The following is a 25,707-nucleotide window of genomic DNA, read 5'->3' on the forward strand; positions in this document are numbered from 1 at the left end:
TACGCGGTCCTCTGTAGGAGCGTGGCTTGCCCGCGAAGGCCTGCAAAGCAGGCCCAAGAATCGAGAAAACGAAGAAGGGGCCAGACTTGGCCCCTTCTTCATTTCCGCTTACGCCGCACTGAACATCTTGTGCGGATCGATCACGAATTTCTTCGGCACACCGGCATCGAACTCGCCGTAGCCTTCCGGCGCCTGGTCCAGGCTGATCACCTGCACACCGACCACTTCGGCGATGTTGATGCGGTCCCACATGATCGCCTGCATCAGCGCGCGGTTGTACTTCATCACCGGGGTCTGGCCGGTGTGGAAGCTGTGGGACTTGGCCCAGCCCAGGCCGAAGCGGATGCTCAGGGCACCGATCTTCGCCGCGGCATCCACCGCACCCGGGTCCTCGGTCACGTACAGGCCCGGGATACCGATCTTGCCAGCCACGCGGGTGACCTGCATCAGCGAGTTGAGCACGGTCGCCGGCGCCTCGTGCTTGGCACCTTCGTGGCCGTGGCCACGAGCCTCGAAGCCAACGGCGTCGACCGCGCAATCCACTTCCGGCTCACCGAGGATGTCGATGATCTGCTCGTGCAGCGGCGTGTCCTTGGACAGGTCGACCACTTCAAAGCCCTGGGCCTTGGCATGGGCCAGGCGCGCCGGGTTGAGGTCACCGACGATGACGCAGGCCGCACCCAGCAGGCGCGCCGAGGCAGCGGCGGCCAGACCGACAGGGCCGGCACCGGCCACATACACGGTGCTGCCCGGGCCAACGCCGGCAGTGACCGCGCCGTGGTAACCGGTCGGCAGGATGTCGGACAGGCAGGTCAGGTCGCGGATCTTCTCCATGGCCTTGTCGCGGTCCGGCAGTTTCAGCAGGTTGAAGTCGGCGTACGGCACCAGCACGTATTCGGCCTGGCCACCGGTCCAGTCGCCCATGTCGACATAGCCGTAGGCGCCACCGGCACGGGCCGGGTTGACGGTCAGGCAGACGCCGGTGTGCATTTCCTTGCAGAAGCGGCAGCGGCCGCAGGCGACGTTGAAGGGTACGGAGACCAGGTCGCCGATCTTCAGGTGCTCGACGTCACTGCCCTTCTCGACCACCTGGCCGGTGATTTCATGACCCAGGACCAGGCCGACCTGGGCGGTGGTACGACCGCGCACCATGTGCTGGTCGGAGCCGCAGATGTTGGTGGAGACCACCTTGAGGATTACCCCGTGCTCGATCTTGCGACCGCGCGGGTCCTGCATCTTCGGATAATCGATCTTCTGTACTTCGACCTTTCCGGAGCCGAGATACACCACTCCACGATTGCCAGACATGCTTTTACCTCGCTTGATTTGTAGTTATGCAGCGTTGGTTGCAGCGCCACCGTCCATGGGCGGCATGTGTTACTGGAATGGGGGAATTGTGGGCCTGCCTGCCGTGATTGCAGTGACCAGATGCGACAGCCAGTTATCTACCGGCGGCAGGATTTTTGTCGGTTTCAGAAATGCAAATCGCTGGCAAGCCAGCTCCCACAGGTACCCCACCGTCCTTGAGGGCAGCGGTGAACCTGTGGGAGCTGGCTTGCCAGCGATGAGGCCAGTCAGAGCACTACAGTGCGATTGGCGTTAAGAAACACCCGGCGCTCAATGTGATACCCAACCGCCCGCGCCAGGGTCAGGCACTCGATGTCCCGCCCCTTGGCGATCAAATCCTCGGGATAGTGGCTGTGGTCCACCACCTCCACCCCCTGGGCGATGATCGGGCCTTCATCGAGGTCGTTGTTGATGTAGTGCGCCGTGGCGCCGACCATCTTCACGCCCTTGTTGTAGGCCTGGTGATACGGCTTGGCGCCCTTGAAGCCGGGCAGCAACGAGTGATGGATATTGATCGCCCAGCCGTCCAGCCGGCGGCACAGCTCGGGCGACAACACCTGCATGTAGCGGGCAAGGATCACCAGCTCGGCACCGGACTCCTCGATCACCTGCAGGACCTTACGCTCCTGCCCGGGCTTGTCGTGGGGGTCCAGCGGGAAGTGGTAATACGGAATATGGTGCCACTCGGCCAACGGCTTGAGGTCCGGGTGGTTGGAGACCACCGCCACCACATCCATGCCCAACTGGCCGATGCGCTGGCGATAAAGCAGGTCGTTGAGGCAGTGATCAGCCTTGGAGACCATGATCACCACCTTCGGCCGGTGGTTCGGCGCCGTCAGTTCGAAGTTCATGCCGAAGGCCTCGCCGCGCTCGGCAAGACCGGCGCGGAAGGCATGTTCATCGAAGTCCTCTGGCTGACGGAACTCGACGCGGATGAAGAAGCGCCCGGACAGCCGGTCATCGAACGAGTGGTGCTCGGTGACATAGCAACGCTGCTCGTAGAGGAAGCGGGTGACCGCGTCCACGGTACCGAGCAGGCTTGGGCAGTCGGCGGTGAGGATCCAGGTGTCCGGGGCACGGCTCATGCTGATACTCCTGCTCAGGCTTCGATGGCCAGGCCGTATTCGGCCGAGGCGTCCTGCAGCCACAGCCACCAGTAGTCGGAGAAGCTGCGGCGGATCAGCAGTTCCCAGGTTTCCTCGCCTGTGCGGCGGATCACCAGTTGCGACTTGGCGAACACGGTGCCGACGGCCTTGCCGACCGGGAAGTTGTTCGGGTGCACGTCGTAGCTGGTGGATTTCATCAGCACGTCACGCACGTTCGGACCGTCCAGCACCAGCAGGGTCTGCCCGCCGCTGACGTTGACCACCTGGATGTGCTGGCCTTGCAGGGCGTCGCGCAGGGCGTTCTCCACTGCGACTTCCTGGCCGCCAGGCACGATCAGCAGCCACTCGTCCGGGCCGAGCCATTGCAGGGACATGTCGCCGTTGGCGACCACGGTCAGGGCCACGGGCAGTTCCAGACCGATGGCCTTGAACACGCCGCTGGCGAAGGCCGGGTCGTGGCCGTCACCGCGAATGGTCAGGTGACCGAGGAATTTCTTTTCGCGCAGCGTCACACCCGGGTTCTTGCGGCCCTTGCCGACCAGGCTGGACAGGTCGGCGTGGTGCAGCGGCGATTCGGCCTTGGCGTCGGAGCCAGGGCGTTGTTCGTAGACGTTGATGGCGCTCATCTTTTTTATACCTGCCTTGAATTCTGTTGGACCTGTGTCGCTTTCGAGGGCCTCATCGCTGGCAAGCCAGCTCCCACAGGTACTGCATGCACCGGACCCTGTGGGAGCTGGCTTGCCAGCGATGAGGCCATCACAGCCCCCACAGGAACTCCGTCAAACGTTCTGCCGCTCACCCTTCGGATCGAAGAACACCGAAGAGCAGATCTCCGCCTCGATCACGCTGCCATCCGCCTGCGGCGAGTAGACACGCTCGCCCATGCGCTTGAGGCCGCCCTTGACCACACCCATGGCGAAGGAATAGCCCAGGGAGTTGGCGGCGTAGCTGGAGGTGACGTGGCCAACCATGTCCATCGGGATCGGCTGCTTCGGATCGAACACCAGTTGCGCACCTTCCGGCAGCCACTTGTTCGGGTCGACCGGCTTCAGGCCCACCAGTTGCTTGCGGTTGTCACGCACGCAGTCCTCGCGGTTCATGCCACGCAGGCCGATCCACGAGAACGGCTTGTTGCGGCCAACGCACCAGCTCATGTTGAGGTCGTCCGGGGTCATCGAGCCGTCGGTGTCCTGGCCGACGATGATGAAGCCCTTCTCCGCCCGCAGAACGTGCATGGTCTCGGTGCCATACGGGGTCAGGTTGTACTTCTTGCCAGCCTCGACGATCTTCTCCAGCACGCCCATGGCGTAGTTGGCCTGGATGTTCACTTCGTACGACAGCTCGCCGGTGAACGAGATGCGGAACACCCGCGCCGGCACGCCGCCGACCAGGCCTTCCTTCCAGCTCATGAACGGGAAGGCGTCCTTGTCCAGGTCGATGTCGCTGACCTCGGCGAGCAGCTTGCGGCTGTTCGGGCCGGACAGGGTCAGGGTCGCCCAGTGGTCGGTGACCGAGGTGAAGTACACCTTCAGGTCCGGCCATTCGGTCTGCTGGTAGATCTCCAGCCACTGCAGGACGCGGGCCGCGCCGCCGGTGGTGGTGGTCATGATGAAGTGGTTGTCGCCGACGCAGGCGGTCACGCCGTCGTCGAAGACCATGCCGTCTTCCTTGCACATCAGGCCGTAGCGGGCCTTGCCCACGTCGAGCTTGGTCCAGGCGTTGGTGTAGATGCGGTTGAGGAACTCCCGGGCATCCGGACCCTGGATGTCGATCTTGCCCAGGGTCGAGGCATCCAGCAGGCCCACGCTGTCGCGCACGGCCTTGCATTCACGGGCCACGGCTGCGTGGATGTCTTCACCACCGCGCGGGAAGTACCACGGACGTTTCCACTGGCCGACATCTTCGAACTCGGCGCCGTTCTTCACATGCCAGGCATGCAGGGCAGTGAAGCGCACCGGCTCGAACAGGTGGCCGCAGTGACGCCCGGCAACCGCGCCGAAGGTGATCGGCGTGTAGTTCGGGCGGAACATGGTGGTGCCCATTTCCGGAATGGTGATGCCCATGGAACGGGCAGCGATCGCCAGGCCGTTGATGTTGCCGAGCTTGCCCTGGTCGGTGCCGAAGCCCAGCGCGGTGTAGCGCTTGACGTGCTCGACCGACTCGAACCCTTCGCGGGTCGCCAGTTCGATGGCGGCGGCGGTGACGTCGTTCTGCTGGTCGACGAACTGCTTCGGCGCCCGGGCGGTGTTCTTGTCGTGAGGGACCTGGAACAGCGCGACGGTAGCTTCTTCATGACGTGCCAGGGTTTTCGGCACGGTCACGGCCGGGGCCTTGAAGCCGGCTTCGCTGGCTGCCAATGCGCCACCAGCAAAGCCGTCGGCGAGGGTGTCGCCGAGGGCAAAGACGCCGTTGATACCACCGACGCACACGCGTTTCTGCGGCGCATCGCCCGGCACGAAGCCGAGGATGTCTTCACGCCAGACCGGCTTGCCGCCCAGGTGCGAGGCCAGGTGGACCACCGGGCTGTAGCCGCCGGAGCTGCCGATCAGGTCGCAGTCCAGCCACTCGCCGGGGCTGGTGACCTTGTGTGCTTTCACGTCAATGGCAGCGACCCGGGCACCGGTCACGCGCTTGCTGCCACGGGACTCGACCACGGAACTGGAGGTGAGGATGCGGATGCCCTTGGCACGCGCTTCTTCCACCAGCGAACCGCGCGGGTTGTGGCGGGCGTCGGCGATGGCGACCACTTGCAGGCCGGCGTCGTGCCAGTCGAGGGCCACGCGATAGGCGTGGTCGTTGTTGGTCGACAGCACCAGCTTGCGGCCCGGGGCCACGCCGTAGCGGCGGATGTACACGTAGAGGGCACCGGCCAGCATGTTGCCCGGCACGTCGTTGTTGGCGTAGACCAGCGGACGCTCGTGGGCGCCGGTGGCCAGCACCACGCGCTTGGCGCGGACGCGGTGCATGCGCTGGCGGACCTGGCCGATCGGCGCGCGGTCACCGAGGTGGTCGGTCAGGCGCTCGTGAATGGTCAGGAAGTTGTGGTCGTGGTAGCCGTTGACCGTGGAACGCGACAGCAGGATGACTTCCGGCAGGCCCTTGAGTTCGTTGATCGCGGCGGAAACCCACTCGGCGGCCGGCTTGCCATCGAGGCTTTCGCGGCTGTCGAGCAGGCTGCCACCGAACTCTTCCTGTTCGTCGGCGAGGATCACCCGCGCACCGCTACGGCCGGCGGCCAGGGCGGCGGCGATACCGGCAGGGCCGGCGCCGACTACCAGCACGTCGCAGTGGTGGTTCATGTAGTCGTAGGTGTCAGGGTCGTTCTGCAGCGGCGCACGGCCAAGCCCGGCGGCCTTACGGATGTACTTCTCGTAGGTCATCCAGAACGACTGCGGGTACATGAACGTCTTGTAGTAGAAGCCCGGCGGCATCATCTTGCCGCCGACCTTGCCGATGATGCCCATGACGTCGTTGTTGACGCTCGGCCAGCCGTTGGTGCTGGTGGCGACCAGGCCGGCGTACAGCGCCTGCTGGGTGGCGCGCACGTTGGGGATCTGCGTGGCTTCGCTGGCGCCGATCTGCAGGATGGCGTTTGGCTCTTCGGCACCGGCGGCGATGATGCCGCGTGGGCGCGAGTACTTGAAGCTGCGCCCGACGATATCGACGCCGTTGGCCAGCAGCGCGGCGGCCAGGGTGTCACCGGCGTAGCCCTGGTAGGTCTGGCCGTTGAAGGTGAAGTTCAGGACCTTGCTGCGGTCGATGCGACCACCGCTGGAAAGACGATAAACCTGGCTCATACCTTTTCTCCCTGGCCGTTGGCGACCAACTGCGGGGCGCTGCTCTTGCCTGTGACCTGCGGCTTGGCGCCGATCTTGTAGGTTTCCAGGATCTCGTAGGTCACGGTGTCGCGGGTGGCGTTGAAGTACTGGCGGCAACCGGCGGCGTGGATCCACAGTTCGTGGTGCAGGCCGCGCGGGTTGTCGCGGAAGAACATGTAGTCGCCCCACTGCTCGTCGGTGCAGGTGTTCGGGTCCAGCGGACGCGGAATGTGCGCCTGGCCGGACGAGTGGAACTCTTCCTCGGACCGCAGTTCGCCGCAGTGTGGACAGAAGATGTGCAGCATGATGGTTTCTCCTGTTAGTGGGCGACGGCGGCTGCGCCGTGTTCGTCGATCAGGGCGCCGTTGTGGAAACGGTCGATGGAAAACGGTTTGGCCAGCGGGTGCATCTCGCCCTTCGCCAGGCTGGCGGCGAAGACGTTGCCCGAGCCCGGGGTGGCCTTGAAGCCGCCGGTACCCCAGCCGCAGTTGAAGAACATGTTCTTCACCGGGGTCTTGGAGATGATCGGGCAGGCGTCCGGGCTGGTGTCGACGATGCCGCCCCACTGGCGGTTCATGCGTACGCGGGAGAGGATCGGGAACATTTCCACGATGGCCTGCAGGGTGTGCTCGATCACCGGGTACGACCCGCGCTGGCCGTAGCCGACCCAGCCGTCGATACCGGCGCCGATCACCAGGTCGCCCTTGTCGGACTGGCTGATGTAGCCGTGCACGGCGTTGGACATGATCACGCTGTCGATGATCGGTTTGATCGGCTCGGACACCAGCGCCTGCAGCGGGTGGGATTCCAGCGGCAGGCGGAAGCCGGCGAGGCGCGCCATGTGCCCGGAGTTACCGGCGGTGACCACGCCGACACGCTTGGCGCCGATGAAGCCCTTGTTGGTTTCGACGCCGATCACGGTGTTGTTTTCCTTGCGGAAGCCGATCACCTCGGTCTGCTGGATCAGGTCGACGCCCAGGGCGTCGGCGGCACGGGCGAAGCCCCAGGCCACGGCATCGTGACGGGCCACGCCGCCGCGACGCTGCACGGTGGCGCCGATGATCGGGTAGCGGGTGTTCTTCGAGCAGTCCAGGTACGGGATTTCGTCCGCCACCTGTTTGGCGTTGAGCAGTTCGCCGTCCACGCCGTTGAGGCGGTTGGCGTTGACCCGGCGCTCGGAGTCACGCATGTCCTGCAGGGTGTGGCACAGGTTGTAGACGCCGCGCTGGGAGAACATCACGTTGTAGTTGATGTCCTGGGACAGGCCTTCCCACAGCTTCATGGCGTGTTCGTACAGGTGCGCCGATTCGTCCCACAGGTAGTTGGAACGCACGATGGTGGTGTTGCGCGCGGTGTTGCCGCCGCCCAGCCAGCCCTTCTCGATCACCGCGACGTTGGTGATGCCGTGTTCCTTGGCCAGGTAGTAGGCCGTGGCCAGGCCGTGGCCGCCACCGCCGACGATGACCACGTCGTAGACCTTCTTCGGCGTTGGCGTGCGCCACATGCGCTGCCAGTTCTCGTGGTGGCTGAGGGAGTGCTTGAAGAGGCCGAAGCCCGAATAGCGTTGCATAGTCTGTTGCTCCACTCAGCGGTAAACCGGGAAGTCCGCACACAGTGCCGACACGTTGCGCGCCACATCGGCTTCCACATCGGCGTCGCCGAGGTTGTCGAGGATGTCGCAGATCCAGCCGGCCAGGGCCACGCACTGGGCGACCTTGAAGCCGCGGGTGGTGACGGCCGGGGTGCCGATGCGCAGGCCCGAGGTCACGAAAGGCGACTGCGGGTCGTTCGGCACGGCGTTCTTGTTGACGGTGATGTGGGCACGGCCCAGGGCGGCGTCGGCATCCTTACCGGTCAGGCCCTGACGGATCAGGCTGACCAGGAACAGGTGGTTGTCGGTGCCGCCGGACACTACATCGTAGCCACGATCGATGAACACGCCAGCCATGGCCTGGGCGTTCTCGATGACTTGTTGCTGGTAGGCCTTGAAGCCAGGCTCCAGGGCTTCCTTGAAGCACACGGCCTTGGCCGCGATCACGTGCATCAGCGGGCCGCCTTGGGCGCCGGGGAAGACCGCGGCGTTGAGTTTCTTCTCGATCTCTTCGTTGGCCTTGGCCAGGATCAGGCCGCCACGCGGACCGCGCAGGGTCTTGTGGGTGGTGGTGGTGACCACGTCGGCATACGGCAGCGGGTTCGGGTACAGGCCGGCGGCGACCAGGCCGGCGACGTGGGCCATGTCGACGAACAGCAGGGCACCGACCTTGTCGGCGATCTGGCGGAAGCGCGGGAAGTCGAGGGTCTTGGAGTAGGCGGAGAAGCCGGCGACGATCATCTTCGGCTTGTGCTCGACGGCCAGGCGCTCGACTTCGTCGTAGTCGATCAGGCCGGTGTCGGTGTTGATGCCATATTGGACGGCGTTGTACAGCTTGCCGGAGGAAGACACCTTGGCGCCGTGGGTCAGGTGGCCGCCGTGGGCCAGGCTCATGCCCAGGATGGTGTCGCCGGCTTGCAGCAGGGCCAGGTAGACCGCGCCGTTGGCGGACGAACCGGAGTGTGGCTGGACGTTGGCGTAGTCGGCGCCGAACAGCTGCTTGGCGCGCTCGATGGCCAGGGCCTCGACTTTGTCCACATGCTCGCAGCCACCGTAGTAGCGCTTGCCCGGATAGCCTTCGGCGTACTTGTTGGTCAGGCCGCTGCCCTGGGCCTGCATCACGCGCTTGCTGGTGTAGTTCTCCGAGGCGATCAGTTCGATGTGATCTTCCTGACGTTGTTCTTCGGCGTTCATGGCCGCCAGCAGTGCATCGTCGTAACCCTGGATCTGGTCTTGCTTGCTGAACATCGCATTTCTCCCGGCAGCGGTGGGGCTCTTATTAAGTGGAACCCGTGTCATTGACGGGTGTCCTTTGCAGCGATGGTATGGCCGGGACGGCCCTGCCAGATGCCTGCGCACGCCACGCAAAGGTGCGTTTACGACATTGTTTTGTCTTGTTTGCGATAGTCGCTCTTTCGGGCCTCATCGCTGGCAAGCCAGCTCCCACAGGTGCTTTGTCATGCCCAGGTTCTGTGGCCAGCACAAAACCCTGTGGGAGCTGGCTTGCCAGCGATGAGGCCCCTGAAAACGACATCAAATCCAGGTTGTATAGGCAACCTCACAGGCCATGCTTTAGAGTGCTCCCCTGCCTTGCTAACAGGACCCGAGCCATGACAGAACAAAGCCAGCAATTCGCCAGCGACAACTACTCCGGCATCTGCCCGGAAGCCTGGGCCGCCATGGAAAAGGCCAACCAGGGTCACGAACGCGCCTACGGCGACGACCAGTGGACGGCTCGCGCCGCCGACCATTTCCGCCAGTTGTTCGAGACCGACTGCGAAGTGTTTTTCGCCTTCAACGGCACTGCGGCCAACTCCCTGGCCCTATCGTCCCTGTGCCAGAGCTACCACAGCGTGATCTGTTCCGAGACCGCCCACGTCGAGACCGACGAATGCGGCGCGCCGGAATTCTTCTCCAACGGCTCCAAGCTGCTGACTGCGCGCAGCGAGAACGGCAAGCTGACCCCGGCCTCGATCCGCGAAGTGGCGCTCAAGCGCCAGGACATCCACTACCCCAAGCCGCGGGTGGTAACCATCACCCAGGCCACCGAAGTCGGCAGCGTCTATCGCCCGGAAGAACTCAAGGCGATCAGCCAGACCTGCAAGGAACTGGGCCTTAACCTGCACATGGACGGCGCCCGCTTCAGCAACGCCTGCGCCTTCCTCGGCTGCACGCCGGCGGAGCTGACCTGGAAAGCCGGGATCGACGTGCTGTGCTTCGGCGGGACCAAGAACGGCATGGCGGTGGGTGAAGCGATCCTGTTCTTCAACCGCAAGCTGGCGGAAGACTTCGACTACCGCTGCAAGCAGGCCGGGCAACTGGCGTCGAAGATGCGCTTCCTGTCGGCGCCGTGGGTCGGCCTGCTGGAGAACGGCGCGTGGCTGCGTCATGGGCAGCATGCCAACCATTGCGCGCAGTTGCTGAGCGGGCTGGTGGCGGATGTGCCGGGGGTCGAGCTGATGTTCCCGGTGGAGGCCAACGGGGTGTTCCTGCAGATGCCGGAAGCGGCGCTGGAACAGTTGCGTAATAAAGGCTGGCGGTTCTATACCTTCATTGGCAGTGGCGGGGCGCGGTTCATGTGTTCCTGGGATACCGAGGAGGCTCGGGTCAGGGAGCTGGCGGCGGATATCCGCGCTGTGATGGGGGCCTGAGGGCCTCATCGCTGGCAACGCCAGCTCCCACAAGGTTCGGCGGTGTACGCGATACCTGTGGGAGCCGGCGTTGCCGGCGATGGGTCCAGCGCAGATCTAGAGCCGGAAACCTCCCATCTGCCTGGCCAGATCATCCGCCAACCGCTGCAACGCCTCGCAATCCTGCCGACACGCCTGCACCTCCGCCGCATTCTGCCGAGCCAGCTCGGAAATCCCCTGCACATTGCGGTTGATCTCCTCGGTCACCGCCGACTGCTCCTCGGTCGCCGTAGCCACCTGCAGGTTCATGTCGCTGATGCGCTCGACCTGCCCGGTAATGGTGGTCAGTGATTCGCCGGTCAACTGACTGGACTCCACCCCCGTCCCCGTCGCCGCCTGTCCGGCATGCATCGAATCCACCGCCGTACCCGTGCCCTGCTTCAGGCGCTGGATCATCTGCTGGATCTCACCGGTGGAAATCTGCGTGCGCTGCGCCAGGGTCCGTACTTCATCCGCGACCACGGCAAAGCCCCGGCCCATCTCCCCGGCCCGTGCCGCTTCGATCGCGGCGTTCAGCGCCAGCAGGTTGGTCTGCTCGGAAATGCTGCGGATCACCGCCAGCACCTTGTCGATCGAGGCCACTTCCTCGGCCAGTTGGCTGACCGCCTCGGCCGCCGTGCCGATCTCGCCGGACATGCCTTCGATATGGGCAATCGAGCGCTGTACCACGTTGCGTGCCTGCAAGGCTTCGTTGCGCGCGGTCTGCGAAGCATGCGCGGCTTCGCCCGCATTCTGGGCAATCTCCTGCACGGTCAGCCCCATCTGGTGCACGGCGGTAGCGACCATCTCGGTCATTTCCTGCTGTTGCGATGAGCGATCAGCGGTGCTGACCACCACATGGATCACCTGCCCCACCGCCTTGCGCAGTTGCTCGCTGGTGCGCAGCACTTCGCCGATCAGGTTGCGCTGGCTGTCGAGGAAGCGGTTGAAGCCCCGGGCCAGGTCGCCCAGTTCGTCGCGGCGGCCTTCATCGAGGCGGTGGCTGAGGTCGCCGCCGCCGTCACCGATAGCACTCAAGGCCGCAGTGACCTGGCGCAGCGGACGCACGATGCCCCGCGCCAGCAGCACCACCAGCAGCAACGACAGCAGGGCCACGGCGGCGCCGGTCAGGCTGGTCAGCCACACGGTTTCCTTCACCTGCGCATAGATCTGCGCTTCCGGCACTTCCGCCACCAGCCGCCAGTTGACGTCGCGCAGCGGCAGGCTCAGGGCCAGCCAGGTTTCGCCATCACGCTCGAAGCGCACATTCTCGAAGCCCTCGTGGTTGAGCAGGATGGTCTGCGCCGCCGCCTCGCCGATCTGCTCGGCCAGTTGCCGCTTGCCGCCGTGTTCAGTCTGCGGATGGACCTGGATCAGCCCATCGTTGCGCACCAGCATCACCCGCCCGCGCTCGCCGAAGCTGAAGTTGTGGATCAGTTCGGACATCTCGGTCATGCGCAGGCCCAGCCCGCCGACACCCACCAGCTTGCCGTCCTTCTCCACCCGGTAGTCGATGAACAGCGCCAGCTCGCCGGTGCTGGTGTCGGTATCGATGTTGAGCATGCGCGGGTCGCCGCTGTCGACGAAGCCGTAGAACCACTTGTCCACAGGGTTGCTGCGGCTGAGGGTACGATCCAGACCCTTCTCGTTGTAGTAGTGGTTGCTCAGGGTCGAGGCGTACACCGAGGTGAAGGCCTTGTTGTTCCTGCGCATGGTCTCCAGGTACTCGACCACCGCCGGAGCCTGGGCCGGGTCTTCGCCGGCGGCCAGCCAGTCGCGCAGCATGGGGTTGTAGGCGATATCGGCAGCGGCCACCAGCGGCCGCGTGAGCATGCGGTCGATGTCGTTACGAATCGCCTCAATGCTGGCCGGCAGCGCCGTGTCCACCAGGTAACGCTCGGTCAGGCGATTGACCGCCACGGAATAGATCCCGACCACGATCAGAATGCTCACCAGCAGGGCTGCGCCCATGCTTGCAATCAATTGCCATTGGATACTGCGCCGCCAGAAGTGCATGGGTGTCCCTCGAGGAAATAAAAACCTGTACTGCAAATGACAGGCCAATTGTATACAACAGAGGTATACGATATTTCCAGACGGGCACCCCAATATCCCTGACAAAAAGTAGGGTCGGTGAGAAAAAGTCGGGGATCACTCAGAACCTGTGGGAGCTGGCTTGCCAGCGATGAGGCCGGTACAGCCCCCACAAGCAGTGGGAAATCAGGCGTTTTCGATCGCCTGGGAAATTGCTTCGACCGTGGCGCTGACTTGCTCTTGATAACGGTCGAGGGTCTGCTGGTGCGCCTGCTGCAGCGCGATCTGCTGCGAACACAGGTTCAGGGCCGCGAGAACCAGCAATTTGTCGCCGATCAACGAAGGGTAGCTGCGCTTGGTGTCGGCCAGGGACGCCTTGAGCATCCGCACCGCTTCAGCCAGCACCTTCTCCTGACCCTCCGGGGCCTTGATCGAATAGTCGTTGCCCATGATCGAGACGACATTGATCGACTGCCCGGTCTCGTTCATGCGCTAACGGTACCGCTGGCACGCTCGATCAGGGCCTGGATACGGGCGTTGGTGGCACCGTATTTCTCTTCCTGTTCCATCAGGCTCAGTTGCAGGCTTTCGTTCTCGTCCTTGGCCTGGGCCAGTTCGTTGTCCAGTTGCGCATTGCGCTCGGCCAGTTGCTGATTCTTCTGCAGCAGTTCGCCGACCAGTTGTTCCAGTTGACTCAGGGTGTTGTCCAGCATGGTGACCATCTCCAGGGAGGGGTAAATCGGGGGCGCACACGATAAAGAAAACGTGCCCGACCCGCCAGAAATATCGGGGCCAGAGCCCCGCGCTGGTGCACATTGACCTGACATGGGTCACTCGGTTCCGCCCTTCGGTCGGAGAAAAGTCGATCAACGGCCCAGGATTTTGTCCGACAAACACTCAAGTCCGCCTGCCTATGACCGATAGGCAATGCAGCACTAATAACTTGCGCATGGATCGCGTTCCTTTCTGAGCCGGATACGACCCATGTCCCTACGCAATATGAATATCGCCCCGCGTGCACTGCTGGGGTTCGCCTTGATCGGTGCGCTGATGCTGGCCCTGGGCGTCTTCGCCCTGACCCAGATGAGCAAGATCCGTGATGCCGGCGAGTCCATCGAGCAGGTCACGGTGCCAAGCATCAAGGCCCTCGACCAGATCAACCTGCTGACCCTGCGCCTGCGTACCCTGTCCTACCGCCTGATGATCAATCGCGAGCCGGACGTGGTGCAGAACAGCTACACCCAGTTGAACGAGCGTAACGCGCAGATCGATGTGGCGCGCAAGGTCTACGAACCGCTGATCGCCGCCGATGAAGAACGGGCACTGTACAACCAGTTCGTCCAGGTCCTCGGCCAGTACCGCCAGCAGGAGGCGCGCCTGGTCCAGCTGTCCCAGGCCAATGACCTGCCGGCGATCCGCGAGATGATCAACCGTGACCTGCTGCAGACCATGGACCAGATCACCAGCGCCATGGACAAACTGGTCAAGATCAACACCGAGCAGACCCGCGACATCAACCTGGCCGCCGCCGACCAGTACTCCACCGCCTTTACCCTGGTCATCATCCTGCTGGTGGCGGCCACGGTGCTGACCTTCCTCTGCGCCATCGTCCTGACCCGCAGCATCGTCAAGCCGATGAACGAGGTGCTCGGTGTGGCCGAGCAGATCGCCAGCGGCAACCTGACCCACAGCATCCGCCCGGAAGGCAACGACGAAGCCACCCGCCTGCAACAGGCCATCGCCACCATGCAGGAGCAACTGCGCGACACCCTGCAGCAGATTTCCGGCTCCGCCACCCAGCTGGCTTCGGCTGCCGAGGAACTGAACAGCGTCACTGACGAAAGTGCCCGTGGCCTGCAGCAGCAGAACAACGAAATCCAGCAGGCGGCCACGGCGGTCACCGAGATGACCAGCGCGGTGGAAGAAGTCGCGCGCAACGCGGTCAGCACCTCCGAAGCCTCCGCAGAAGCAACCCGCTCGGCCACTGACGGCCGCGACCTGGTGCTGGAGACCGTCAGCGCCATCGAACGCATGAGCACCGATGTGCAGAGCACGTCCGTGCTGGTCGGCAACCTGGCCGAGCAGTCGCGGGATATCGGCAAGGTGCTGGACGTAATCCGTGGTCTGGCCGACCAGACCAACCTGCTGGCCCTCAACGCGGCGATCGAAGCGGCGCGGGCCGGCGAGGCCGGGCGTGGTTTCGCCGTGGTGGCGGATGAAGTGCGGGCCCTGGCGCACCGCACCCAGCAGTCCACTCAGGAAATCGAGCGCATGGTCAGCAGCATCCAGGGCGGCACGGAACAGGCGGTCAGTTCGATGCGCAACAGCACCGAGCGCGCCGAATCGACCCTGAATATCGCCCGGGGTGCCGGCAGTGCGCTGGATACCATCACCGGGGCGGTGGCGCAGATCAACGAACGCAACCTGGTGATCGCCAGCGCCGCCGAAGAGCAGGCCCAGGTCGCGCGGGAAGTGGACCGCAACCTGGTGAATATCAATGACCTGTCGGTGCAGTCGGCGACCGGTGCTCATCAGACCAGTGCGGCCAGTGCCGAGCTGTCGCGGCTGGCGGTGGACCTGAATAACCTGGTGGGGCGGTTCAGGGTCTGAGACCTGCTTCGTCTGTCAGGCCCCTATCGCTGGCAAGCCAGCTCCCACAGTGACCGCGTGCACCACCGGACCTGTGGGAGCTGGCTTTCCAGCGATGAGGCCATCAAAATCGACAGAGACACCAAGAATTCACCACACAATCCAGCATCCACACAGCCCCACCTACACCCCCACAAAACCAATTCCTACAAATCCTCGGAAAATCCCCAGGAAACCCCTGATTCCCCGGTAATCCCCCGCCTTTTCCCCTGCACGTTTTGAATCATTTCCCTCCGGTAAACCTCCCCGGCTTCCCCTACCCTCGCGCCCTCGAAACTCCCTTGAGGCCGCCATGTCCGCCCCGCCCCGCCAGAGCGCCGCGTTCTGGTTCACCAGCAACTTCCTGCCCGGTCCGCTTGCCATCGGCTTCGTCGGTCCGTTGCAAGGCCTAGGCTTCTGGCTATCACTGCTGGCGATCATCCCCGGCGTCTTGCTCGGCAGCCTGGTCGCCCGGCGCCAACGCGCGTTCCTCGGCACAGCCGTGTTGCTGCCCCTGGCCCTGATCCTGCACACGCTGCATCTGCAAATCCTCACGCGCATGGCCCTCCACCTGCTGCCCGGGTCGCCCGGTCACTGGCTGGCGCTGGCGTTGCTGCTGAGCGCGGTGCTGGCGCTGCTCGGTCCGCCCTTGCTGCATCGCGCCCAAGTGCTGCTGGCACCACTGCTGGCGCTGGTCCTGGGCCTGCTGGGTTTCGCCGCGCCGCTGTTGCTGGAGGCCGATACCGCGCCGCGTCAGGCGGACTTCTCCTGGTCGGCCTTCGTCGCCCTGGCGCTGCTCGCCGCACTCTGGCAAAGCCTCCTGCCCGCCCTGGTCAGCCAGGGGCCGGCGCACTACCTGGGCCTGAGCCTGCCGGCCCTCGGCCTGATGAGCCTCGGCGCGCTGATGGCTTCGGCCATTCCGGCGGTGGACACCGTGCTCAGCCTGCGCCTGCTGGGCGAGCGCTTCATCCCGGGGCTGGGCAACCTCACCCTGGCATTGCTGGCGCTGGCCATGCTCGGTTCGATGGCGACCCAGGGCCGTGCACTGTTCACCGCCCTCGCCACCCGGCCCAGAAAGACAAAGCCCGCGTGCTGCTGCTCGCGGGCTTCGTGATGTCGCTGCTGGTGACCTGGGTCCCGATGTACTGATCCTCAGTATTCGATGCGCACATCCCCTTTCGGCACGCTGCAGCAGGACAGGATGTAACCCTCGGCGACATCCTCGTCGGTGATCCCGCCGTTGTGCTCCATCTCCACCTCACCACCCAGCTTGAGCACCTTGCAGGTGCCGCAGATGCCCATGCCGCAGGCCTTGGGAATCATCAGGCCGACTTTCGCGGCGGCGGCATGAACCGTCTCGCCGGGAGCGATGCGGCTGCTCTTGCCGGTAGCGGTGAATTCCACCAGGTGCATGTCGCCGACGGTGATCTCTTCCGCCGCTTCCGCTGCCTGCTCGGCGTGCTCCACCGCATCGGCCTTGGCCTCTGGCGGGGTCGCGCCGAAGGATTCCTCGTGGTAGCGGCTCATGTCGTAGCCGGCGCCTTCGAGCAGGCGCTTGACCGCGGTCATGTACGGGGTCGGGCCGCAGCAGAAGATCTCGCGCTCCATGAAGTCCGGCGCCATCAGCTCCAGCAGCTTGTGGTTCAGGTAGCCGCGGTAGCCGGCCCAGGGCTCGCCGAGGCCATGCTTCTCGCAAATGATGTGCAGGCTGAAGTTGGGGATCCGCGAGGCCATGTGCTCCAGCTCGCGGTGGTAGATGATGTCCTTCGGCGAGCGGGCGCTGTGCACGAAGACCATGTCGACGTTGGCGTTGGTGTCGTAGAACCAGCGGGCCATGGACATCACCGGGGTGATGCCGACGCCGCCGCTCAGGTACAGCGCCTTCGGGCTGGGGAAGTCGATGGCGTTGAACAGCCCCACCGGCCCGTGCACCGCCAGTTCCTGGCCTTCGTGCAGGGTGTCGTGCAGGTAGTTGGAGACCTTGCCGCCCGGCACGCGCTTGATGGTCACCGAGAAGCTGTAGGGCACCGACGGCGAGCTGGAGATGGTGTACGAACGCATCACCGGCTGGCCTTCGATTTCCAGCTCCAGGGTGACGAACTGACCCGGCTTGAAGAAGAACATGATCGGCTGGTCGGCCATGAAGCAGAAGGTGCGCACGTCCCAGGTTTCCTGGATGACCTTGACGCAGCGCACGATATGGCGACCGTTGGCCCAGGTCTGGGTGGTTACCGGATTCAGAAAGGTATTGGACATTGTTATTCGCTCCACGGCCAACGGCGGCTTGATGGACACGATAATGCTCGGGGAACGACCGCCTCACTTACCCATTCACGACATCGGCGTGCTTATCGCGACCAGCCCCTGACGGCAAGGGCTGGGAGGTCGGAAACGGATTCGATCATGTCGCCCATGGATACGGTTCGTGTCGCCGGCAATCGCACACTCCGTCGCAAATGATCCCTGCACAAATGCCTTGCGACGCATAACAACGATTAGCCACTTTCGCCGGCCCCTTGAGGCCATGAGGACACGCACGATGGACGTCACCACCCTGAGCCTGGACGATCCGCTGGAACCAGCACGCAAGGCCACCGCCGAAATGCTGCAGACCCGCGAGCGCACCTATTCGCTGCCGCAACCCTTCTACACCGACGAGCGTCTGTTCCAGATCGACATGCAGGAGATCTTCCACAAGGAATGGCTGATCGCCGGCATGACCTGCGAGATCCCGGCCAAGGGCAACTTCCTCACCCTGGAAATCGGCAAGAACCCGATCATGGTGGTGCGCGGCGCCGAGGGCCAGGTGCATGCCTTCCACAACGTGTGCCGCCACCGCGGCTCGCGCCTGTGCACCAGCGACAAGGGCAAGGTGGCCAAGCTGGTCTGCCCGTACCACCAGTGGACCTACGAGCTGGACGGCCGCCTGCTGTTCGCCGGCACCGAGATGGGTGCCGACTTCGACATGAAGCAATACGGCCTGAAACCGGTGCACTGCAAGGTCGCCGGCGGCTACATCTTCATCAGCCTGGCGCAGAACCCGCCGGCCATCGACGAGTTCCTCGCCACCCTGGCGCACTACATGGAACCGTACGACATGGAGAACACCAAGGTGGCCGTGCAGACCACCCTGATGGAGAAGGCCAACTGGAAGCTGGTCCTGGAAAACAACCGCGAGTGCTACCACTGCAGCGGTTCGCACCCGGAGCTGCTCAACACCCTGCTGGAGTGGGACGACACCAACGACCCGCGCGCGACCCAGTCGTTCAAGGACCACGTCGCCGCCTCCGCCGCCGCCTGGGAAGCCGAGAAGATCCCGTACCTGCACAAGAGCCACGGCCTGCGTAACCGCATCGTGCGCATGCCACTGCTCAAGGGCACCGTGTCCATGACCATGGACGGCAAGCAGGCCTGCAACAAGCTGATGGGGCGGATCCAGAACCCCGACCTCGGCTCGATGCGCATCCTCCATCTGCCGCACTCGTGGAACCACTGCATGGGCGATCACATGATCGTCTTCACCGTCTGGCCGATCAGTGCCCAGGAAACCAAGGTCACCACCAAATGGCTGGTGCACAAGGACGCCGTGGAAGGCGTGGACTACGACCCGCAGCGCATGCGCGAAGTGTGGGACGCCACCAACGACCAGGACCGTCGCCTGGCCGAGGAAAACCAGCGTGGCATCAACTCCACCGCGTACCAGCCAGGCCCGTACTCGAAAACCTACGAGTTCGGCGTGGTCAACTTCATCGACTGGTACAGCCAGCGCGTGCTGAACAACCTGGGGGCGGAGCCGGCGCCTTATCTGAAGGATGTTTCGGTGTAACCAGGTCGCTCCGCGGCAAGCGCCGGGCCCAAGCGGGCCCGGCTCGGCTACTGCCGAATCGAGGACCGCGACTGCCGTGTCCATGCTCAGCATCCATACCGAGGTGTTGCATTGCTGGATGTCCCTGTAGGTGAATGTGTAGCCACCACGCTAATCCAGTCGTCGGCACAGCGAAACTGACAGAAATGCCAGGTCAGCGGTGCGCTGCATCCAGACTACGCATCAAGCCTCAATCTGCGCCGGCGTGGCAAAGGTTGCCGGGCAATCGCGTCAAAGCGATTATTCCTGTATCGCGCCAGCTGCATATCCCGCGGCGCATCAGGGGCTTGCCGCGGGAATTGCTGCGCGCGGATTTCCCGATCGGTCATCGGCAGCCAGCTCGGCCTGCGCTGTTCGGCCATCTGGATTTTTTTTCGTCCATGGACGAACTGGCCCAGGGTGCGCCAGTGGGGGGAAGTGAAGTTTTTCGATGGCGCGAGGCCCACCATCAGTTTGCCCCCGACCAGCGAAGCGATCGTGGTGTACATGCTGATTTCCGCAAGGTCCTTCACTGCGGATGCCTGCGGGTCGTTGATACTCAGCACGGTGACGGCGCCTCCGATGGCCGTTCCCAGCATTCCGACCACGACGGAAGCGCCATCCAGCCCGCCCAGGGGCCCGCTGAGCGCTGGCGCCATCGACGCCCACCGATCCAGCCGGGAGCCAAGGGGAGCCCGGCGGGCCAACGGAGGAAGGATGAAGGCCAGGAGGCCATAGGCGATGGATAAACCAACGATCGACAGGCTCGCCTTGTGGATAGCCTCGGCTTTTTGCCCAGTCGGATCCAGCTGGTTGACCGGGTCGCCCCGGCAATAGGCGTAGGGGTTCAAGCCTCCCGCGCCGAACGGGCTCAACCGGTCCGGGCAGTGAAAGCGCTTCAGCAACGGGCTATAGACACGGTGGCCATTGCCCAGGTGATACCACCCCTCGGCTTCCAGGTGGTGGCTGTTGAAGCCAGGTCTTGAGAAAGGCCTGTTCATCAATACTCGGTCGCGAAGAAGCGCGAGCTATGCTTGCGCTGCCCACGAATATTGCGGTTGATGTTCGGTAACTCTCCAATTACCGAACCTCGACTGCTGGTCGACGCAACGCTGACTATCGATCCCGAGCGCGGCGGACCCGACACATGCGAAGGAATGCTGGAAATCGGAGAAGCCGACTGCTCACGCAGCGGCGGCGTCGGTGACCGCTGAACCGGGTTGGCGGGAGGCGTGCTCGCGGGCGGCGTGACCGAGCGGAGCGGAACGGGTGTCGGGGGTGGGGAAACCGGCGGCACATACGTGACGTTCGACTCCCTGTACATCTTGTCACGCATCGCCTGAATGCGTTCGTTGAAGCGATCCTGCCGGTCCACCCTCCGCGCGAGCCAGACGCGCGTCGCGGCCGAGATGGTCGACAATGAGGTGCCTAGCCAGTTGAGGTACCTGCCCTCGGGATTGCCCAGCAGTTGCTCGACGGAACCATACATGCCGATCAGGGAACCACTGAAGCTGATATAGGTAGCCGTCAGCGGTGCGCGTTTTTGCATGGCTGGCGCCGTGCTACGCAGTGCGAAGGCCGCCAGGCTGAACAGCATCATGTTCAGCCCCAGCGACAGCAGGGGAGTGATCTTTTCTTCCCAGCGTCCGGTCGGATCCACGGCGTTCACCGGGTCACCGGAGCAGTAGGCATAGGGATTGAGCCCGCCACGCTCGAAGGGACTCCAGCGGTCCGGGCTGTGGAAACGCAACAGGGCCGGGTTGTAGGCGCGATAACCATTGCCTGGCAGATAGCACCCCCAAGGCTCGAGAGCCTGGCCGTTAAAGGCGACGCGGGTGACACCAGGCGCTGTTCGATCAGTCCGGACGGTGGGCAAAGTCGGCATGCTGAACCTCAAGCAGGTAGTCCCCTCGGGCCAACCTTACGCCTTGATCCGGCACGAGCACTACTGGCAGTTCTATCAGGTAGCCGGGGCGCCCGTTACAGCTGTGCGTTTTTTGAACAAACCCGACGAGCCCCCGCAGTTGCGAAGCAAAACCAGCTTGGCAAACATTTTATCCACAGCTCGACCCACAGCTATTGTGGGCAACCCCTGCAGTAACGCGCCATGGCTGCACGCCGGCTGCACAGAAATAAACTGATCATTTTTTGGTCACTTCGCTATAGGCCTTTGAAAACCTGACCTCCAGCGGTCAGCGAACACCTTATCCACAAATGGGCCAACAGACTTTGTGTGAAACTTTTCAGGTTGCGGCTTGCGCTGTGGATAAGCTCGCAAACCTTCGATTTTTCTGGGTTATAGGACAACCGATCGTAGTTTTCGGGTAAATTGGATATTTTTTGATCAGAAAAGATAACTCGTTGATTTTAATGATTTTATTTTTAAACCAAACAGTTTATCCACAGAGCAGCCAACAAGGATTGTGAGCAACTCCTTTCGCTCAAGCTCGATCTACAGCGCGCACAATCGGAATTGAGCTGTACGATTTATGACCAGAAGCACGAAAGCCTTGCAGAGCAAGGCTTCCAGAGGGTGACCAACATTTTATCCACAGAACCGCCAACAGACTTTGTGCACAACGCTCAGCGCAGCACACCTTCTTCCACCAGCAGTTTGAGAATCGCCTCTGCGCCCGCCTGTGGACTGACATCCTTGAGCACCTGGCCACCGCCACCACTGGCCTTGGCCGTAGCCGCCTTCATACGGTCGGCGCCGCTCTTCGCCTTGATCACCTTGAGCCGCTTGGGCCGAGGCTTGGCCGGTAGCAGCTCGGCGCTGTCGAACAGTTCGTCGTCGACGATTTCCACCTCGTGAGGCGCCAGCACACCACGCCGGGCCGGACCGAAAGCGCTCTGGCGAGGCTTCGGCGCAGCGTTATCCACAGAGGCGAGAAACGGCAGGCGCACTTTCAGCCGCCTGCGCTGCCCGCGTGGCAAGGCTTGCAGCACCCGCGCAGTGCCATTGTCGATGGATTCCACCTCGGCCAGCCCTACCACCAACGGCCAGCCCAGGCGTTCGGCCAGCAGGTACGGGAGCATCCCCGAGCCTTCGCCGGTTTCCGCCTGGCTGCCGGTCAGCACCAGTTGCGCTCCGGCATCACGCAGGTAATCACCGAGCGGTCCGAGCACATCGGCACCGGCCGGTTGTTCCAGTACCTCCAGTTTATCCAGGCCCATGCCCAGGTAGGCGCGCAAGGCTTCTTCCCGTGGGTCGCCGGCATGCAGCACCTGCAGGCTGTCGCCGGCCAGTTGCAGGCCCAGCTCGACGGCGCGGGCGTCCTGTTCGGCGCGGCGGCTGCGCCCCGAGGTGGGGTGGGCGCCGACCGATACCAGGCTGATGATCTTCGTGTTCATGAGGTTGCCCTGCCCTTATGCCGCGTCGCGCCGGGCGCCGTTGCGGAAGTTGTCCACAGCCTCGATCAAGGCCTGGAGGATCGCCGCGCTGTCGCCGATCACCGAGAGATCGGCACGCTTGATCATGTCGCAGCCCGGATCCATGTTGATCGCCACCACCTTGTCGCAGGCGCCGATGCCTTGCAGGTGCTGGATCGCCCCGGAGATACCCACGGCCACGTAGACCCGTGCGGTAACCCAGGTACCCGTCGCACCGACCTGGCGGTTGCGCGGCATGAAGCCGTCGTCCACCGCCACCCGCGAGGCGCCTTCGGTAGCGCCGAGGGCCACGGTGGCGCGGTGGAACAGTGCCCAGTCCTTGACCCCGTTGCCGCCGGAGACAATGAACTCGGCTTCGGCCATGGCAATGGCCGCCGGGTCCACGGCCACCGGGCCAAGGTCCTCGATGCGCGACAGGCTGCGCGCCACGCCTGTGGACAACTCCACCGGCAAGGCTTCGTGACGGGTTTCGCTGACCGGGTCGGCGCATTCGGCAGCCGCCAGGATCAGCCGTGGCAGATTGCGTACCAGGTCCTGCTGGCCGGCGCCGGCACGGCCGCTGGAGAGCCCGTCCTTGACCTGCCAGACCCGCGTCGCCGGGCGTTCGCCCAGGGCTGCGGCAAAGCGCCGGCCCAGTTCGCCACCACCGCTGCGGCTGTCCGGCAGCAACCAATGCCGGGGAGAAAACTGGTTATCCACAGCCCGCAGGCCCTGTACCCGTTGCTCCGGTGCATAACCCTGGAACTGTTCACCGTCGATGACCAGCAAGCGGTCGACGCCGTTGCCGGTGAAGTTGCTTTCCTTGTGCTCGCCGAACACCACGGCGAGTACCGCACCGTCGCTGCCGGCCAGGCTGTGGGCCAAGCCAAGCAGGTCGCGGTCGTGGCTGCTCAGGCGGCCGCCGACCATGTCCGGGGCCACGGCGATGTAGAACGCCGGCGCCGTGACCTGATGCAGCGGCAGCTGCACCTCGGCCGCCGCGCTGCGCTTGCCGCTGCCGCCGCCCTGCTGGGCGCCGCTGCGGTCGATGCGCTTGACGCCATTGGGGCCGATAAAGCCGACCGCATGGGGATTCTTGCGGATGACGCCATTGGGCCCCATCCAGCTGTCCTGCTTGACCTGCATGGCCGCGTGCAGCGGGTGCAGGCGGTTACGTGCGATCCATTCGGCGCGCGGGTCGCGGCGGATAATCTCGCTCATCAGTGCACCTCCGCAGGTTCACGTTTGCTCACTGCCGGTTTGCTCGGCGCGGCACTTTCCACCAAGGCGTCGGCCACCAGTTCGGCAAGGTCCTTGATCAGCGGACGGGGTTCGACCACGCCTTCGAGCATCGCCGTGCACTGTGGACAACCTACCGCCACCACCTCGGCGCCGGTCTCGCGGATGTCTTCCATGCGCATGTCGGGAATCCGCTGCTTGCCCGGGATGTCGGTAATCGGCGCACCGCCGCCACCACCGCAGCAACGGGAGCGGAAGCCGGAGCGTTCCATCTCCTTGACCTCGATGCCGAGGGCACGCAGCACCTGGCGCGGTGCCTCGTATTCGCCGTTGTAGCGGCCCAGGTAGCAGGGATCGTGATAGGTCACGCTGCCGCCCTTGTGGGCATCGAGGCTCAGCTTGCCGGCGTCCAGCAGTTCGGCGATGTAGGTGCTGTGGTGCTGCACCAGGTACTCGCCGCCGAAGGCGCCGTATTCGTTCTTCAGCACATGGAAGCTGTGCGGGTCGCAGGTGACGATGCGCTGGAAGCGGTACTTCGCGAGGGTCTGGATATTGCGCCTGGCCAGGGTCTGGAAGGTGGCTTCGTCACCCAGGCGCCGGGCCACGTCGCCGCTGTCGCGTTCTTCCAGGCCGAGCACGGCGAAGTCCACGCCCGAGGCCTTCAGCACCTTGACGAAGGCGCGCAGGGTGCGTTGATTGCGCATGTCGAAGGCACCGTCGCCGACCCAGAACAGCACTTCGGTGGACTTCACCTCCGAGAGCAGGCTGAGGTTCAGGTCTGCCGCCCAGTTCATCCGCCCGCCGGGATTGAAGCCGCCCGGGTTGTCGGTGGCGATCAGGTTGTCCAGGACTTCCGCGCCCTTGTTCGGCGTGGCGCCCTTTTCCAGGGTCAGGTGGCGGCGCATGTCGACGATGGCATCGACGTGCTCGATCATCATCGGGCACTCCTCGACGCAAGCCCGGCAGGTGGTGCAGGACCACAGGGTCTCGGCGTCCACCAGGCCGTTGACGATCGGCTGGTGCGGATGGCCGCCGTGCTCGCCGATCGGCTTGCCCGGGTACGGGCTGCCGGCAAACTGCGCGTCGGTGCCGCCGGCCAGGCCGATGACCATGTCCTGGATCAGCTTCTTCGGGTTCAGCGGCTGACCGGCGGCGAAGGCCGGGCACATGGCCTCGCACTTGCCGCACTGCACGCAGGCATCGAAGCCGAGCAACTGGTTCCAGGTGAAATCCTTGGGTTTTTCCACGCCCAGGGGGGCGCTGCGGTCTTCCAGGTCCAGCGGCTTGAGGCCGGTGGAACGGCCGCCGCCGAAGCGTTCGGCGCGGCGGTGCCAGGCCAGGTGCAGGGCACCGGCGAAGGCGTGTTTCATCGGGCCGCCCCAGGTCATGCCGAGGAACAGCTCGGACACGCCCCACAGCACGCCCAACCCCAGCAGGCCGACCAGCAACCAGCCGCCGAAGCCTTCGGGGAGGATGCCGGCCACTGGCAGGGTGGCGATGAAGAACGTGGTGGAGAACACCAGCAGGCTTTTCGGCAGGCGCATCCACGGGCCTTTCGACAGGCGCGACGGCGGGTCGAGGCGGCGCTTGAAGACGAACAGGGCGCCGCAGAACATCAGGACCGTGGCGGCCAGCAGGGCGTAGCCAAGGATCTTGCTGTGCAGCCCGAAGCCGTGGACAACGATGGCCAGGACGGCGGAGAGCACGAAGCCGCCGGCGGTGGCCACGTGGGTTTTCGACATGTACTTGTCGCGTTCCACCACATGGTGGAGATCGACCAGGTAGCGCCGCGGCATGGCCAGCAGGCCGGCCAGCAGGTTGACCGGCGAAGGCCGGCCCTGGCGCCACATCCGCACGCGCCGCACGGCGCCGAGCACGGCCAGGCCGAGGGCGGCGAACAGCAGGATGGGGAGGATAACGTTCAGCATGGGAAGCTCCCACAGGGTCCGTGCCGCTCTCTCGATCAAGGTCCGATCAGAAGTCCTTGCACAGGCGCAAGGCGTCGTAGATCGCCGCATGGGTATTGCGCTGCGCCACGCAGTCGCCGATGCGGTACAGC

20 protein-coding genes and 3 pseudogenes are annotated in these 25,707 nt (G+C 64.2%); 5 read left to right on the top strand and 18 right to left on the bottom strand.

All coding sequences use genetic code 11. The features are described 5' to 3' along the window. Positions 1-108 precede the first annotated feature (108 nt). From fdhA to PSEMO_RS03040, 7 genes are all read right to left on the bottom strand, one after another. The gene (fdhA, locus tag PSEMO_RS03010; protein ID WP_075801679.1) at positions 109-1,308 is read right to left on the bottom strand and encodes a formaldehyde dehydrogenase, glutathione-independent; all 1,200 of its coding nucleotides are present in this window, start codon (positions 1,306-1,308) and stop codon (positions 109-111) included. 266 nt (positions 1,309-1,574) lie between these two features. Then, on the bottom strand, positions 1,575-2,432 hold the full coding sequence (gene purU, locus PSEMO_RS03015; protein ID WP_075801680.1) for a formyltetrahydrofolate deformylase: 858 nt from the start codon (positions 2,430-2,432) through the stop codon (positions 1,575-1,577). A 14-nt stretch (positions 2,433-2,446) separates the two neighbouring features. After that, complete coding sequence (locus PSEMO_RS03020) at positions 2,447-3,079, bottom strand: sarcosine oxidase subunit gamma (RefSeq protein ID WP_075801681.1); 633 nt, start codon at positions 3,077-3,079, stop codon at positions 2,447-2,449. Positions 3,080-3,232: 153 nt separating this feature from the next. Next, positions 3,233-6,250: a sarcosine oxidase subunit alpha gene (locus PSEMO_RS03025; RefSeq protein WP_075801682.1), complete on the bottom strand. Its 3,018-nt coding sequence runs from the start codon at positions 6,248-6,250 to the stop codon at positions 3,233-3,235. Then, positions 6,247-6,576 (bottom strand): sarcosine oxidase subunit delta, encoded by a 330-nt coding sequence (locus PSEMO_RS03030; RefSeq protein WP_075801683.1) that lies wholly within the window; start codon positions 6,574-6,576, stop codon positions 6,247-6,249. The genes PSEMO_RS03025 and PSEMO_RS03030 overlap by 4 nt, the downstream gene beginning before the upstream one ends. A gap of 14 nt (positions 6,577-6,590) precedes the next feature. Further along, the gene (locus PSEMO_RS03035; protein WP_075801684.1) at positions 6,591-7,841 is read right to left on the bottom strand and encodes a sarcosine oxidase subunit beta family protein; all 1,251 of its coding nucleotides are present in this window, start codon (positions 7,839-7,841) and stop codon (positions 6,591-6,593) included. A 15-nt stretch (positions 7,842-7,856) separates the two neighbouring features. Beyond that, positions 7,857-9,110: a serine hydroxymethyltransferase gene (locus tag PSEMO_RS03040; RefSeq protein WP_075801685.1), complete on the bottom strand. Its 1,254-nt coding sequence runs from the start codon at positions 9,108-9,110 to the stop codon at positions 7,857-7,859. A gap of 362 nt (positions 9,111-9,472) precedes the next feature. Between PSEMO_RS03040 and PSEMO_RS03045 the strand changes: the two genes are divergently transcribed. Continuing rightward, positions 9,473-10,513 carry a threonine aldolase family protein gene (locus tag PSEMO_RS03045; protein ID WP_075801686.1) on the top strand — a complete coding sequence of 347 codons (1,041 nt, stop codon included), beginning with the start codon at positions 9,473-9,475 and terminating at the stop codon, positions 10,511-10,513. Between the two features lie 96 nt (positions 10,514-10,609). On the opposite strand, the gene PSEMO_RS34145 is transcribed toward PSEMO_RS03045, so the two are convergent. The 4 genes and pseudogenes from PSEMO_RS34145 to PSEMO_RS03060 form a co-directional block, all read right to left on the bottom strand. Next, positions 10,610-11,347: a methyl-accepting chemotaxis protein gene (locus PSEMO_RS34145; RefSeq protein ID WP_372239094.1), complete on the bottom strand. Its 738-nt coding sequence runs from the start codon at positions 11,345-11,347 to the stop codon at positions 10,610-10,612. A 126-nt stretch (positions 11,348-11,473) separates the two neighbouring features. Continuing rightward, positions 11,474-12,547, bottom strand: a pseudogene (locus tag PSEMO_RS34150) (cache domain-containing protein); the annotation flags it as partial. A 204-nt stretch (positions 12,548-12,751) separates the two neighbouring features. Then, the gene (locus tag PSEMO_RS03055) at positions 12,752-13,054 is read right to left on the bottom strand and encodes a cell division protein ZapA (RefSeq protein ID WP_075801688.1); all 303 of its coding nucleotides are present in this window, start codon (positions 13,052-13,054) and stop codon (positions 12,752-12,754) included. Continuing rightward, positions 13,051-13,278: a hypothetical protein gene (locus PSEMO_RS03060; RefSeq protein ID WP_075801689.1), complete on the bottom strand. Its 228-nt coding sequence runs from the start codon at positions 13,276-13,278 to the stop codon at positions 13,051-13,053. The genes PSEMO_RS03055 and PSEMO_RS03060 overlap by 4 nt, the downstream gene beginning before the upstream one ends. Positions 13,279-13,615: 337 nt before the next feature. Here PSEMO_RS03060 and PSEMO_RS34155 point away from each other — a divergent pair. The 3 genes and pseudogenes from PSEMO_RS34155 to PSEMO_RS03070 all read left to right on the top strand — a co-directional run. Further along, a pseudogene (locus PSEMO_RS34155) lies at positions 13,616-14,044 on the top strand (MCP four helix bundle domain-containing protein); the annotation flags it as partial. A 36-nt stretch (positions 14,045-14,080) separates the two neighbouring features. After that, a pseudogene (locus PSEMO_RS03065) lies at positions 14,081-15,175 on the top strand (methyl-accepting chemotaxis protein); the annotation flags it as partial. Positions 15,176-15,506: 331 nt separating this feature from the next. Next, positions 15,507-16,307 (top strand): hypothetical protein, encoded by an 801-nt coding sequence (locus tag PSEMO_RS03070; RefSeq protein WP_075801691.1) that lies wholly within the window; start codon positions 15,507-15,509, stop codon positions 16,305-16,307. Between the two features lie 38 nt (positions 16,308-16,345). Here the strand turns inward: PSEMO_RS03070 and gbcB are convergent, their stop codons facing one another. Beyond that, on the bottom strand, positions 16,346-17,449 hold the full coding sequence (gene gbcB / locus PSEMO_RS03075; protein ID WP_075801692.1) for a glycine-betaine demethylase subunit GbcB: 1,104 nt from the start codon (positions 17,447-17,449) through the stop codon (positions 16,346-16,348). Between the two features lie 283 nt (positions 17,450-17,732). Here gbcB and gbcA point away from each other — a divergent pair, with 283 nt between their 5' ends. Beyond that, a complete protein-coding gene (gene gbcA / locus PSEMO_RS03080; RefSeq protein ID WP_075801693.1) occupies positions 17,733-19,019 on the top strand; it encodes a glycine-betaine demethylase subunit GbcA in 1,287 nt (428 codons plus the stop codon). A 215-nt stretch (positions 19,020-19,234) separates the two neighbouring features. Here gbcA and PSEMO_RS03085 read toward each other — a convergent pair whose 3' ends face one another. The 6 genes from PSEMO_RS03085 to PSEMO_RS34160 form a co-directional block, all read right to left on the bottom strand. Continuing rightward, complete coding sequence (locus PSEMO_RS03085) at positions 19,235-20,038, bottom strand: RHS repeat-associated core domain-containing protein (protein WP_075801694.1); 804 nt, start codon at positions 20,036-20,038, stop codon at positions 19,235-19,237. After that, the gene (locus PSEMO_RS03090) at positions 20,038-20,922 is read right to left on the bottom strand and encodes an RHS repeat-associated core domain-containing protein (protein ID WP_075801695.1); all 885 of its coding nucleotides are present in this window, start codon (positions 20,920-20,922) and stop codon (positions 20,038-20,040) included. Before PSEMO_RS03090 ends, PSEMO_RS03085 begins: the two co-directional genes overlap by 1 nt. Before the next feature lie 698 nt (positions 20,923-21,620). After that, a complete protein-coding gene (gene etfB / locus PSEMO_RS03095) occupies positions 21,621-22,391 on the bottom strand; it encodes an electron transfer flavoprotein subunit beta (protein WP_075801696.1) in 771 nt (256 codons plus the stop codon). 15 nt (positions 22,392-22,406) lie between these two features. Beyond that, complete coding sequence (gene etfA, locus PSEMO_RS03100; protein ID WP_075801697.1) at positions 22,407-23,630, bottom strand: electron transfer flavoprotein subunit alpha; 1,224 nt, start codon at positions 23,628-23,630, stop codon at positions 22,407-22,409. Beyond that, positions 23,630-25,576, bottom strand: a complete 1,947-nt coding sequence (dgcB, locus tag PSEMO_RS03105; RefSeq protein ID WP_075801698.1) for a dimethylglycine demethylation protein DgcB — start codon at positions 25,574-25,576, stop codon at positions 23,630-23,632. The genes etfA and dgcB overlap by 1 nt, the downstream gene beginning before the upstream one ends. Positions 25,577-25,622: 46 nt before the next feature. Beyond that, positions 25,623-25,707, bottom strand: an 85-nt coding sequence (locus tag PSEMO_RS34160; protein WP_372239095.1) for a hypothetical protein, incomplete at its 5' end; no start/stop codon positions are given.

Source organism: Pseudomonas putida (genome assembly GCF_001941965.1).
GTDB classification, from domain to species: Bacteria; Pseudomonadota; Gammaproteobacteria; order Pseudomonadales; family Pseudomonadaceae; genus Aquipseudomonas; species Aquipseudomonas putida_L.